Source organism: Marinibacterium sp. SX1, assembly GCF_050389775.1.
Lineage (GTDB): Bacteria > Pseudomonadota > Alphaproteobacteria > Rhodobacterales > Rhodobacteraceae > Marinibacterium.
Genome location: NZ_CP177144.1, coordinates 4,269,967 through 4,282,497 on the forward strand (window position 1 = coordinate 4,269,967; position 12,531 = coordinate 4,282,497).

8 protein-coding genes and 1 pseudogene are annotated in these 12,531 nt (G+C 69.2%); 6 read left to right on the forward strand and 3 right to left on the reverse strand.

Annotated elements, in window-relative coordinates:
* A complete protein-coding gene (locus tag ACK3BB_RS19275; protein ID WP_428926266.1) occupies positions 1 to 1,542 on the reverse strand; it encodes an AAA family ATPase in 1,542 nt (513 codons plus the stop codon).
* 267 nt (positions 1,543 to 1,809) lie between these two features.
* Here ACK3BB_RS19275 and ACK3BB_RS19280 point away from each other — a divergent pair, with 267 nt between their 5' ends.
* From ACK3BB_RS19280 to ACK3BB_RS19305, 6 genes and pseudogenes are all read left to right on the forward strand, one after another.
* Positions 1,810 to 2,472, forward strand: coding sequence for a paraquat-inducible protein A (locus ACK3BB_RS19280; protein WP_428926267.1), 663 nt, complete (start codon positions 1,810 to 1,812; stop codon positions 2,470 to 2,472).
* Positions 2,469 to 3,062: pseudogene (locus ACK3BB_RS19285) on the forward strand (paraquat-inducible protein A); the annotation flags it as partial. The gene ACK3BB_RS19280 and the pseudogene ACK3BB_RS19285, both read left to right, overlap by 4 nt.
* 272 nt (positions 3,063 to 3,334) lie before the next feature.
* The gene (locus ACK3BB_RS19290) at positions 3,335 to 6,157 is read left to right on the forward strand and encodes an MlaD family protein (protein WP_428926268.1); all 2,823 of its coding nucleotides are present in this window, start codon (positions 3,335 to 3,337) and stop codon (positions 6,155 to 6,157) included.
* Between the two features lie 3 nt (positions 6,158 to 6,160).
* Positions 6,161 to 6,712: a PqiC family protein gene (locus ACK3BB_RS19295; RefSeq protein ID WP_428926269.1), complete on the forward strand. Its 552-nt coding sequence runs from the start codon at positions 6,161 to 6,163 to the stop codon at positions 6,710 to 6,712.
* A gap of 420 nt (positions 6,713 to 7,132) precedes the next feature.
* Entirely contained in the window at positions 7,133 to 9,052 is a 1,920-nt protein-coding gene (locus tag ACK3BB_RS19300; protein WP_428926270.1) for a primary-amine oxidase, read from the forward strand.
* Between the two features lie 486 nt (positions 9,053 to 9,538).
* Entirely contained in the window at positions 9,539 to 10,375 is an 837-nt protein-coding gene (locus tag ACK3BB_RS19305) for a quinoprotein dehydrogenase-associated SoxYZ-like carrier (protein WP_428926271.1), read from the forward strand.
* Positions 10,376 to 10,417: 42 nt separating this feature from the next.
* Here the strand turns inward: ACK3BB_RS19305 and ACK3BB_RS19310 are convergent, their stop codons facing one another.
* Positions 10,418 to 11,692, reverse strand: a complete 1,275-nt coding sequence (locus ACK3BB_RS19310) for an L-fuconate dehydratase (RefSeq protein ID WP_428926272.1) — start codon at positions 11,690 to 11,692, stop codon at positions 10,418 to 10,420.
* Positions 11,689 to 12,531 (reverse strand): fumarylacetoacetate hydrolase family protein, encoded by an 843-nt coding sequence (locus tag ACK3BB_RS19315; protein WP_428926273.1) that lies wholly within the window; start codon positions 12,529 to 12,531, stop codon positions 11,689 to 11,691. Before ACK3BB_RS19315 ends, ACK3BB_RS19310 begins: the two co-directional genes overlap by 4 nt.

Consider the following 12,531-nt stretch of genomic DNA (forward strand, 5'->3'; position numbering starts at 1 on the left):
TCAGCCCGGGCGCGCGATATCCAGCCGGACACGCGCCCGGGCTTCAAGGTCGTCCATCGGCCCGCCGGACTGCAGGCGGGTCCAGTCGATCGCCCCGGGATCGCGGGCCATCTGGCCGGCGACAACCGCCGCATCGGCATCCGAGGCATCGCCCCGCCGGGCATCGACCCGGGCCGTCAGCACGTCCTGCGGCGCTTCCAGCCAGATCCCGTCAAAGGGCACCCCCGCCCGGCGCGCCAGTTCGGCCGCGGCCCGGCGTTCATGCGCATCCAGGAAGGTCGCATCCAGGATCACCGACTGGCCGGCCGCCAGCAGGGTTTCGGCCCGGGCGCACAGGCGGTCATGCACGGCCCGGCTGGCTGTCGGCGCATAGGCCGTTGCCGGCAGGCGGGTCAGCGGGTCGACCCCGGCCAGGTGCTTGCGTTCCAGGTCGCTGCGCAGGTGCACGGCCCCCGGCGCGGCGCCCAACCCCGGGGCCAGGCGGCGGGCCAGCGTGGTCTTGCCGGTGCCCGAGGGCCCGCCCACGGCGATCAGCCGCGGCGGCGGCGGAGCGAGAAAGCGCAGGGCCTGGGAAAGGTAGGCCCGGGCGTCCTCGTTGGCCCCGGCGGCATCGTCGGCGGCCCTGCCGGCCTGGACATCGACCATGGCCCGGATGCCCGCGCGGATGCCCAGGAAGAACGGCAGGCAGGCCAGGGCGGCATCCTCGTCGCCCCCGGCCTCGAAGAGCCAGGCATTCAGCGCCAGGGTGGCCGGCCGGGCCAGGTCGCGATGCAGCAGGTCCATGACCAGGAAGGCCATGTCGTAGAGCACGTCGCAGGTGCCCAGGACCTCGTCGAATTCCAGCGCGTCGAAGGGCACGGGCCGGCCGTCGATCAGCACCAGGTTGCGCAGGTGCAGGTCGCCGTGACAGCGGCGCAGGCGCCCCTCGTCCGACCTTGCGGTCAGCCTCGGCCCCTGCCCGGCCAGCGCGGCGGCCACCGCGTCGCCGAACCGCGCGACCGGCGTGGCGCCCAGCTCGGCGGTCATGCCGGCAAAGGCCGTATCCAGCTCGTCGACGATGGCCGCCATCATCGCCGCGCCATCGCCGTCGCGCCGGGGCGCCCGGGCGTGGTAGCGGGCGACCGACCGGCCCAGCTCTTCGGCCAGGGCATCATCCAGCGCGCCCCGCTCGGCGACGGCTGCCAGCTCGTCCTCGCGGGGGAAACGGCGCATGCGCAGGACCCATTCGACCGCCTCCGCGCCGGGGGCTGCCCCGTCGCCAAAGGCCAGCCCGCCATCGGTCCGCACCACGGGCACGACATCGAGATAGATCCCGGGCGCGGCGGGCTGGTTGAGATCGAGCTCGCGGCAGAGCATGTCGCGGCGCTGCCGCAGGGTCGAGAAATCCATGTAATCGTACTTGACGGCCCGCTTGATCTTGTAGGCCTTGTCGCCGGCCAACACGACATGGGCGCCGTGGGTCTCGACATGGCGCGGCCGGTCGCCACCATGGGTCGCCGGATCCATCAGCCAGTCGATCACCGCGCTCTGGTCCTGTGCCATCGGGGGTCCTTTCCGGGTCCGTGGGGGATGTCAGGCATCAGCCTAGGCCATCGCCGCAGTGCAGAGAAGACGGCAGATTTGCCCGGGCGGAGCCTTGCCGCAGCCGGTGCAAGGCCATCGCCGGGCGGGAGCAGACACAGGCACCAGACGTCTTTGGGGCAAGCATCGCCCGGCCCGGGGCGAAGTTGATCGCCCGATTGGCCTGCCAGCCATGGATTTCACCGCCTTCACGCTATATCAAGGGGCCGACATCCCTGCGAAGACGACATGCAGCCGCTGACCCCGAATGACACCGCCCACCCGTTGCAGGACACCGATGGCGCGGACCTGATCGCCTGCCCGTCCTGCGACGCGCTCTACCGTGAGCAGATCCCGCCCAAGGGCGGCCGGGCGGTCTGTGCGCGGTGCAGTACCGTTCTGATCCGCCCGCGGGCGCATGCCGGGCTGCGCATCATCGCCCTGACCCTGGCCATCAACATCCTGGTCACGGCCGCCGTCTTCTTTCCCTTTCTCGAGATCCATGCCGCCGGGCTGGGCAACCGCACCTCGCTGCTGGATATCGCCACCTCGTTCCGCTCGGGCATCCTGGTGCTGGTCTCGGTCGCCACGATCAGCATGATCGTCCTGATCCCCCTGCTGCGCACGGTGCTCCTGCTCTATGTCCTGGTGCCCGTGGTCTATGACCGCCCGCCGGCCCGCCACGCCCGCACGGCCTTTCGCCTGGCCCAGGAGGTCAAGCCCTGGGCCATGACCGAGATCTTTGCGATCGGCTGCGCCGTGGCCCTGGTCAAGATTTCCGACATGGCCCGGCTGGATTTCGGCCCGGCCTTCTGGATGTTCTCGGCGCTGGTCGTCATTGTCGTGGTCAACGACGCCTACATGTGCACCTGGTCGGTGTGGAAGAGCCTCGAAACGGAGGATGACGCATGATCACCGCGCGCGAGGCCGGGCTGGTGGCCTGCCAGGTCTGCGCCCGGGTCTGGCCGGCCGGGCAGAGCCATTGCACGCGCTGCGGCAGCCGGCTGCGATCACGCGACGAGACCAGCCTGCAGCGGGTCTGGGCCTGGTGGTTTGCCGGGGTGCTCTGCTACATCCCGGCCAATGTCACGCCGATGCTGATCACCCGCACGCTGATCTCGAAACAGGACAACACGATCATCGGCGGCGCCGTCGAGATCGCCCGCCATGGCGACGTGCTGATCGCCCTGATCGTGCTGGTGGCCTCGGTGATGATCCCGGTGGGCAAGTTCATTGCCATCGCCTATCTCGCCCTGACCCTGCGCCGGGGCACGATCCAGAGCGCCCATGGCCGGCAGGTCATGTACGAAGTGGTCGATTTCATCGGGCGCTGGTCGATGATCGACGTCTTCGTCGTGGCCATCCTCAGCTCGCTGGTGCAATTGTCGGTCGTTGCCTCGATCCGCCCGGGTCCGGCCGCCCTGACCTTTGCCATGTCGGTGATATTCACGATGTTGTCCGCCCAGTCCTTTGACAGCCGCCTGATCTGGGACACCGCCCGGCGCGATCCTTCGGCCGGGCCCGATAGACCTGATGCCCCCACGGCCGGGCCCGACACGCCCGCCGCCCCGATGGCCGGCACCGTCACCCCCACCAACGCACCCGCCGCCCCGACAGCCGGCCCCGGCACGCGCGCCGCCACGCCAATCGCCCCGACGGCCGGGCCCGACACCGCGGCCGAGGCCGGCGGGGCGACCGCACGCCCCGCGCACCGGACCGCCCCCCAGACCGACAGCGCCCCGGCGCCCACAGCCCCCCGCGAAGGCCATACCGCATGACCGACACTCCCAATTCCGCCCCCCATCCCGACGATCTGCCGGTCGAGGACGGCAAGCCCCGCCGCCAGGTCTCGCTGGTCTGGGCCGTGCCGGTGGTGGCCCTGGTCATCGCCCTGGGCGCGACATGGCAGAACTTTTCCCAGCGCGGGCCGCTGATCCGGGTGTGGTTCACCGATGCCGCCGGCATCCGGGCCGACGAGACCGAACTGCGCTTTCGCGACATCCCCGTGGGCATCGTCGAGAGCGTGGGCTTTTCCGACGATCTCAAGAAGGTCGTGGCCGAGATCCGCGTGCACAAGGACGTGGCCCACCGGATCGATGCCGATGCCCGGTTCTGGGTCGTCCGGCCGCAGGTCACCGCCCAGGGCGTGCGCGGGTTGGATACCGTCCTGTCGGGGGTCTACATCCAGGGCGCCTGGGACAATCACCCCGGGCCGCATGTCGACGATTTCGAAGGCCTCGACGAAGAGCCCCTGCTGAAGGCCGGCGAGAGCGGCACGATGTTCACGATCTATTCGGACACCACCCTGCCCTCGTCGGAAACACCGATCTTCTACAAGGGCATCGAGGTCGGGCGCATGGATGGCGGCAAGATCTCGGGCGATGGCATGCGCGTCGAGGCCCAGGCCGTGATCCTCGACCCCTACCAGAAACTGGTGACCTCGTCGTCGCGGTTCTGGAACGTCTCGGGCTTCAGCTTCACCCTGAACCCGGGCGGGGCCAGCCTCGATTTCACCTCGATCGCCTCGCTGGTGGCCGGGGGCGTGACCTTTGACACCCTGGCCTCGGGCGGCGAAGAGCTGCGGGCGGGGATGGATTTCGAACTGCATCCCGACGCCGAGAGCGCGCGCGAGGATTTCTATCTCGACGGCCAGGGCAACAGCGTCGAGCTGATGATGATCTTCGACGAGAACCCCCCGGGGCTGGCCGCCGGGGCAGCCGTCGAGATGGGCGGGCTGAAGATCGGCGAGGTCCAGGCGATTTCCGGCATGGTCGATGTCGAACGTTTCGGCGATCCCGACGTGCGGCTGGTGGCCACGCTCAAGGTCAACCCAGGCCGGCTGGGGCTGGAAGACGACGGCGATGTCGAACCGGGCCAGGAAGACCTGCTGGATTACCTCGACCTGCGCATCGCCGCGGGCATGCGGGCGCGGCTGACCAATGCCTCGATCCTGACCGGCGGGTTGAAGATCGAGATGGTCGATGTTCCCGGCGAAAGCGGGGGCAGCGTCGACCGCACGGCCCAGCCCTTCCCGGCCGTGCCGACGGCGCCGTCCAACATCACCGACGTGACGACCACCGCCCAGGGCCTGTTGCAGCGGGCCAGCGAATTGCCCATCGAGGACCTGATGGCCTCGGCCGTGGGTTTCCTGAACTCGGCCCGCGAACTGGTCGGCAGCGAAGAGCTGCAGGCCGCGCCGGGTGAGCTGCGCGCGGCGCTGGCGGCGATCCGCGACGTGGCGACCAGCGATGCGATCCAGGGCCTGCCCGGCCAGGTCACGGCCGTGGCCGACGACATCCGGGGCGTGATCGGCCGGGTCGACACGCTGCTGGCCCAGCTCGACGAGGAACAGGCCACCGAAAAGCTGGTGGCGGCCATCGAAAGCGTGACCCGCACGGCCGACAGCCTGCCCGACCTGGTCGGCGATGCGCGCGGCTTGCTGGAAGACGCCCGGGCCCTGCCGCTGCAGGACCTGGCCGACCGGGCCGGCGCGCTGCTGGCCTCGGCCGAGGCCGTGCTCGACCAGGACAGCACGCGGGCCATCCCCGCCGAGGTCAACGCCGCGCTGGAAGACCTGCGCGACACGCTGGCCTCGGTCCGGGCGATCACCGCCGGCGAGGAGGTCCAGCGCCTGAGCACCGAGCTGGCCGATGCCTCGGCCCGGCTGAATGCCATCCTGACGCGGATCGAGGATGACGACGTGGTGGGCAGCGTCACGGCCACGCTGGGCAGCATCGACGATGCCGCCGCCAGCCTGCCGCCGCTGACCGAAGATGCCCGGGCGCTGATCGCCCAGGCCCGGGCCCTGCCGCTGGACGAGCTGACGACGCAGGTCTCGGACCTGCTGACCGCCGCCCAGCAGATCATCGACCAGGGCGCGGCCCGGGCGATCCCGTCGGAAATCACCGCCGCCCTGGGCGAGATGCGCGACACGCTGGTCGCCGTGCGCGGGCTGGCCGAAGGCGACGACCTGCAATCGATCCCGACCCGGGTGGTCGAGTTGACGGCCCAGCTGAGCCAGGCGACCGAGCGGGTCAACGGCTTCCTGGCGACCTTCGATGCCGATGGCACGGCCGACAAGATCACCGCGGCGATCGACGACCTGGCCACCGCGGCCGACAGTCTGCCCGGCCTGGCCGACCAGGCCCGCGCCCTGCTGGACGAGGCCCGGGGCCTGCCACTCAACGACCTGGCGGCCCGGGCATCCGAGCTGCTGGACGCGGCCGAGCGCATCCTCGACCAGCCGAGCGCCCGCGACCTGCCGGCCGAGCTGAACGGCACGCTGGCCTCGCTGCGCATCACGCTGGACGAATTCCGGGCCGGGGGCGTGGTGGAAAACACCAATGCCACGCTGGCCTCGGCCCGCCAGGCCGCCGAGGCCGTGGCCCGGGCCTCGGAAACCCTGCCCGAGCTGTCGGACCGGCTGGGCCGGCTGGCCGCGCAGGCCTCGACCACGCTGGCCGGCTATGACCGGACCAGCGAATTCTCACGCGACATGCTGGTGGCCATCCGCCAGGTCAGCGCCGCGGCCGAGTCGATCTACCGGCTGTCGCGGCAGCTGGAGCGCAATCCCAATTCTCTCATCTTCGGGCGGTAAGTCATGCGTCATTTCCTGATCCCCCTCCTCTGCGCTGCCGCCCTGGCCGCCTGTTCCTCGGACACCCGCTATGGCTTTCCGACGCCTGCGCCCGAAGAGCGCGTGGCCTCGCGCTATGGCGAGCTGGAAATCCTGCAGGTCACCCTGCCCAGCTACGGCTCGTCGGAAGAGATCTACATCCGCAAGGCCGACGGCAAGATCGAGCCTCTGGGCCCGCTGTGGGCCGATGATCCGATCCGGGCCGTCACCCTGCAGGTCGCCCGCGACCTGGGCCAGATCACCGGGGCCGTCGCCGCGCCCTCGCCCTGGCCGTTCCGCGACCTGCCCGATGCGCGGGTCGACGTGCGGATCGAGGAATTCCTGGCCACCGATGACGGCACCTTCCTGTTGACCGGCCAATATTTCGTGGCCCCGGAGAGCGGCGCGCGCAACCGGGCCAAGCGGTTCTCGATCTCGGTGCCCCTGGTCCAGCCGCCCACCCCCGGAGCCATCGTCAGCGCCCGCGGCGCCGCCGTCTCGCGGCTGGCCCTCGACATCGCCCGCACGGGCCTCTGACCCGCTGATACCCGCCCGGCGCGCCTCTCCGCGCGCCGGGTCTGCCGGCCCTGCCCCGGCACTCCCCCCCCTCGCGCCCGCGGCCCGCGACCCTTCTGCCCCTCACGGCCCTTGCCCGGCACAGGCCCCGCGGGGCGCCTGATCTCCGACCCACCGCCCATCCCGGCTCTGCCCGATACGCCTTGCCGCTCGCCCGCCCCGCCGCGACCGATGCGGCAGTTTCGCCCTCAGCCCGGTACGCGGCCCCGACCATCCCGGCCCCCGCCCAGCGCGAAAATCGGGCCATGGAGCCGATCCGCGCCCGCGAAATGGTCATCGCCGGCCCACCGCCCCCTGCCCCGGCCCGCCCGGGGCGTTCCGGCCATGGTCCCGCGCCCGCCCTCGCCTACCCTGATCGCGACCGAGTGACAGGAGTGAGCCATGAACGTTGCCGACCGCACCGCCTTCGACACACGGGTGTCCCACCCGCTGGACCCGCTGTCGGGCGCCGAGATCGAAACCGCCGCCAAGCTGGTCGCCCGCCACATGGGCGGCGACGACCTGCGCTTCGAGACGATCGAGCTGAAGGAACCGGCCAAGGCGGCCGTGCGGGCCTTTGGCCAGGGCGGTGCCCGGCCCCGGCGCGAGGCCCGGGTCAATGTCTTCCGGCCCGGCAGCATCGGCGTCTGGCGCTTTGTCGTGGCCCTGAGCGACGGGGCCATCGCCAAGGAAGAACACCTGCCCGAAGCCTGCCCGATGATCATGCTGGAAGAATTCATGCTGATCGAGGACACGGTTAAGGCCCATCCCGATTTCATCGCCGCCTGCGCCCGGCGCGGGATCGAGGACATGGACCTGGTCTGCGTCGATCCCTGGTCGGCCGGCAATTTCGATGTCGACGGCGAAGAGGGCAAGCACCTGGCCCATACCTTCTGCTGGGTGCGGATGCGGCCCGACGACAATCTCTATGCCCATCCGATCGAAGGCCTGAACCCGGTCGTCGACATCAAGGCCATGGAGGTCGTGCGCGTCGATGATTACGGCGCCGTGCCGGTGCCAGAGATGGAGGTCAATTACGACGCCCAGTTCATCGACGAGACCCGCGAGGACCTGCGGCCCATCGACGTCATCCAGCCCGACGGCGTGACCTTCACCATGGAAGGCCGCACGATCAAGTGGCACGACTGGTCCATCCTGATCGGCTTCAACGGCCGCGAGGGGCTGACCCTGCATGACATCCGCTACGCGGGCCGGCCGATCCTCTACCGCGCGTCGATTGCCGAGATGGTGGTGCCTTACGGGTCTCCGGACAGCCAGCACGCGCGCAAGAACGTCTTCGACATCGGCGAATACGGGCTGGGCAAGCTGGCCAATTCGCTGGAGCTGGGCTGTGATTGCCTGGGCGTGATCCATTACCTGGATGCCGAGATTTCCGGCATCGAAGGCAAGGCCGAGACGATCAGGAACGCCATCTGCATTCACGAGGAAGACACCGGCATCCTCTGGAAACACTGGGATTTCCGCACCGACAAGACCGAGGTCCGGCGCGGGCGGCGGCTGGTGATCTCGTCGATCTCGACGGTGGGCAATTACGAATACGCGTCCTATTGGTATTTCTACCTCGACGGCAAGATCGAGTTCGAGATGAAGGCCACGGGCATCATCAATACCGTCGGCAAGACGCCCGAGACCGACATGCGCTTCGGCACCGAGGTCGCTCCGGGGGTGATCGGACAGATCCACCAGCACCTCTTTGTGGCCCGGCTGGACCTGGCCGTCGACGGCGACGAAACCCGGGTGGTGGAATGCAACACCCGGGCGCTGCCGATGGGGCCGGACAATCCCTATGGCAATGCGTTCTATGTCGAGGAAACGCCGCTGACGACGGAATGCGGGCGCAAGATCGCGCCCGAGACCCAGCGCTACTGGAAATTCGCGTCAGCCGGGACGACCAATTACATGGGCAAGCCCACGGCCTACAAGCTGGAGCCGACCCATGCGGTGACGCCCTTCAACCATCCCGACGGGCCGTCAGGCCAGCGCATGCCGTTCATCTACAACCACCTGTGGCTGACCGAATACCATGCCGACGAACGCTTTCCCGCCGGGGATTTCATGAACCATTCCGACGGGTCCGAAGGCGTGCACAAGGCGGCCGAGCGGGGCAATTCGATCGATGGCAAGGACGTGGTGGCCTGGCATGTCTTCGGGCTGCACCACAATGTCCGGCTTGAGGATTTCCCGGTGCAGCCGGTGATTTCGACCGGGTTCATGCTGATGCCCAACGGGTTCTTCGACGGCAATCCCTGCCTGGACCTGCCCCCCGAACGCAACGCGGCCAGCTGCTGCGCGGCCGGCTGATCCGCACCCCGTTCCGGGGCGATTACGGAGTGGAAAGGGGTGGCGCCTGGGCGGCGGGGGTTGTCCGGCGGGAGGACCGTCTTGTGCAGCGGCCGGATAAGGCCTTGCGGCATGGCCCGGTGACAGCCCCCATGGGCCGGAGGACAGGGTGTGCAAGGCCACCTGTACGGCCGCCGGGTCGTGGCCTTACCGCAAGGCCTGCGGGCGGCCAGTGGCAGGCATATTGGCGCGCCCGGGCATCGGCGGGCCCTCTGCCTAGCGGCGGGCAAGTCGCGTGGCGGAATGGGGGCCCTCCAGGCCATCAGCCGGCCCCATGGGACGGCCTGCAGCCAACCGGGGGCTGCCAGTCTGTACGGCGTCCGGTCCAAGGCGCGGCGAAACGGGCCGAAGGGTGGCGGGTGAGACCATCGACCTATTCGGCGGCATGCGACTTTCGTGCTAGTCATGGACCATGGGGACCGGACGAGGCCGGTCCGGAGGAACGCCATGAGACCCGAACGACCCGCCCGCCGGGGCGCGAATATCCTGTCGGCCGTGACCGGCCTGGCCCTGGCCGTCCTGTCGGGGCCGACCACAGCCGGCGAAAGCTGGGATTACATCCGGGCCGAGCTTTACGATGCGCGGCCCCTGCGCGACGGCGGGGACATCATTGCCATCGACGCGCCCATGCGCACGCGCGACGACGCCCGCACCCAAATCGCCGCCCAGGTCGTGGCCCCGCCCGGCCTGCGGCTGGGCCGGGTGACGCTGGTGCTCGACGAGAACCCGATGCCCGTTTCGGCCGTCTTCGCGCTGGACGACCCGCTGGAGAGCTTCTTCTTCGATGTCACCATGCGGGTGAACGGGCCGACGCCGCTGCATGTTGTGGCCGAGACGACCGACGGCCAGCTCTGGGTGGCCGAGACCTTCGTCAAGACCTCCGGCCAGGGCGCCTGTGCCGCGCCGCCGGTGGGCGATCCGGCGCTGGCCCTGGCCAGCCTGGGAGAGATGCAGCTGGAGGTCACCGCCCTGCCCGGGGCCGGGGGCACGCTGGCGCAGCTGTCGGCGCGGTTGCGGAAGCTGGACGTGGATATCTCGCATCCCTCGCATTCGGGCATGCAGATGGACCAGGTGTCGCTGCTTTACATCCCGATGCGCTATGTCGAGGACGTGCAGATTGCCCTGGACGGTGCGGGCTATGTCGGCGTGACCGGGTCGATCTCGCTGTCCGAGAACCCCCGGCTTGGCCTGTCGGTGCCGGCGCGGACCCAGTCGGTCGACGTGACGATGACCGATACCGAGGGCACCGTCAGCCGAGCCCACAAGCGGCTGGCCGGGTATTAGCGGTAGGATGGGTGCGAGCACCCATCCTACGGATCCAGCCTGTCAGCCGGCGAACCGGAAGGCCGCGCGGGTTTCGGCCTTGATCTCGATCGAGAACCCCGGCGCCGAGGGCGCGAGATAGGCGCCGTTGTCCACCCGGCAGGGATCGGTGAAATGCTCGTGCAGGTGATCGACGAACTCGGTCACGCGGCCCTCCTTCGTCCCGGCCACGGCGACATAGTCGATCATCGACAGGTGCTGCACGTATTCGCACAGCCCCACGCCCCCGGCATGAGGCCAGACCGGCAGGCCGGCCTTGGCCGCCATCAGCTGCACGGCCAGCACCTCGTTCAGCCCGCCCAGCCGGCAGCTGTCGATCTGCACCACGTCGATGGCCCCCGCGGCGATGAACTGCTTGAACATCACGCGGTTCTGGCACATCTCGCCCGTCGCCACCTTGACCGGCGCCACCGCCTCGCGGATCGCCTTGTGGCCAAGGATGTCATCCGGGCTGGTCGGTTCCTCGATGAACCAGGGCTTGGCAAATGACAGCTGTTTCACCCAGTCGATGGCCTGGCCGACCTCCCAGACCTGGTTGGCGTCGATCATCATCGTCACGCCCTCGCCCAGCTCTTCGCGGGCAATGGTCAGGCGGCGGATATCGTCCTGCAGATCCCGGCCGACCTTCATCTTCACATGGGTGAACCCGCTGTCCTTCGCCTCGCGGCAGAGCCGGCGCAGCTTATCATCCGGGTATCCCAGCCAACCGGCCGAGGTCGTGTAACAGGGATAGCCCTCGCCCAGCAGTGTCTCGATCCGCGCGGCCTTGCCGCCCTCGGCTTCCTGGAGGATCTCCAGCGCCTCGCCCGGATCCAGGTAATCCGTCATGTAGCGGAAATCGGGGATCTTCACGAGCTGCTCGGGCGCCATCTCGCCCACGAACCGCCAGACAGGTTTCCCCGCCTCCCGCGCCATCAGGTCCCAGACCGCGTTGATCACGGCACCGGCGGCCAGGTGGATGACCCCTTTCTCCGGCCCGACCCAGCGCAGCTGGCTGTCGCCGGTCACCGCGCGCCAGAAGGCGCCCGGATCAGCCAGGATGTCATCGGTGTCGCGGCCCACGACCTGCGGCGCCAGCGCCTCGATCGCGGCCACGCACAGCTCGTTGCCGCGCCCGATGGTGAAAGTCAGCCCGTGGCCCTCGTGGCCCCCGTCCGTCTCCAGCGCCACGTAGGCGGCCGAGTAGACCGGATCGGGGTTCATCGCATCCGACCCGTCCAGCCCCCCTTCGGACGGGAACCGCAGGTCCCAGGTCCGAAGGCCCGTGATCCGGCTCATGCGTCCGCCACCACGTCCTGGCGCTGGGTGCCCAGCCCTTCGATGCCCAGCTCGACCACGTCACCGGCCTTGAGGTAGCGCGGCGGTTTCATGCCCAGGCCAACCCCCGGAGGCGTGCCGGTCGAGATCACGTCACCGGCCTGCAGCGACATGAACTGCGACAGGTAGCTGACCAGGTGTTTCACGCCGTAGACCATGGTGTTGGTCGAGCCGTCCTGCATCTTTTCGCCGTTGACCGTCAGCCACATGGGCAGGTCCTGCACGTCGGCGATCTCATCCGGCGTCACCAGCCACGGGCCGATCTGGCCGAAATTGTCGCAGCTCTTGCCCTTGGTCCACTGGCCTTCGCGCTCGATCTGGAAACCGCGTTCAGAGACGTCGTTGGTCACGGCAAAGCCCGCGACGTGGTCCATGGCATTGGCCTCGTCGATGTACTTGCCCGGCTTGCCGATGATCACGGCCAGCTCGACTTCCCAGTCGGTCTTTTCCGAGTTGCGCGGGATCACGATCGGGTCATTCGGGCCGCAGATGGCCGAGGTGGCCTTCATGAAGATGATCGGCTCGGGCGGAACGGTGGCGCCGGTCTCGGCGGCGTGGTCGGAGTAGTTCAGCCCGATGCAGATGAACTTGCCGGTGCCGGCGACGCAGGGGCCAAGGCGCGGATCGCCCTCGACCAGAGGCAGGGTGGACGGATCCACGGCGGCGATCTTGGCGATGCCTTCGGGGCCGATGGCGTCTCCGGCGATGTCGGGGACGATGACCGAGAGGTCACGGATCGCACCGTCATACAGAAGGCCGGGTTTTTCGGCGCCGGGCGCGCCATAACGAAGCAGTTTCAT

What these genes read in the sequence shown, in the direction of transcription:
- ACK3BB_RS19275 (WP_428926266.1), bottom strand. Translation starts at nt 1,542, where the DNA reads ATGGCACAGGACCAGAGCGCGGTGATCGACTGGCTGATGGATCCGGCG.
- ACK3BB_RS19280 (WP_428926267.1), top strand. Translation starts at nt 1,810, where the DNA reads ATGCAGCCGCTGACCCCGAATGACACCGCCCACCCGTTGCAGGACACC.
- ACK3BB_RS19290 (WP_428926268.1), top strand. Translation starts at nt 3,335, where the DNA reads ATGACCGACACTCCCAATTCCGCCCCCCATCCCGACGATCTGCCGGTC.
- ACK3BB_RS19295 (WP_428926269.1), top strand. Translation starts at nt 6,161, where the DNA reads ATGCGTCATTTCCTGATCCCCCTCCTCTGCGCTGCCGCCCTGGCCGCC.
- ACK3BB_RS19300 (WP_428926270.1), top strand. Translation starts at nt 7,133, where the DNA reads ATGAACGTTGCCGACCGCACCGCCTTCGACACACGGGTGTCCCACCCG.
- ACK3BB_RS19305 (WP_428926271.1), top strand. Translation starts at nt 9,539, where the DNA reads ATGAGACCCGAACGACCCGCCCGCCGGGGCGCGAATATCCTGTCGGCC.
- ACK3BB_RS19310 (WP_428926272.1), bottom strand. Translation starts at nt 11,692, where the DNA reads ATGAGCCGGATCACGGGCCTTCGGACCTGGGACCTGCGGTTCCCGTCC.
- ACK3BB_RS19315 (WP_428926273.1), bottom strand. Translation starts at nt 12,531, where the DNA reads ATGAAACTGCTTCGTTATGGCGCGCCCGGCGCCGAAAAACCCGGCCTT.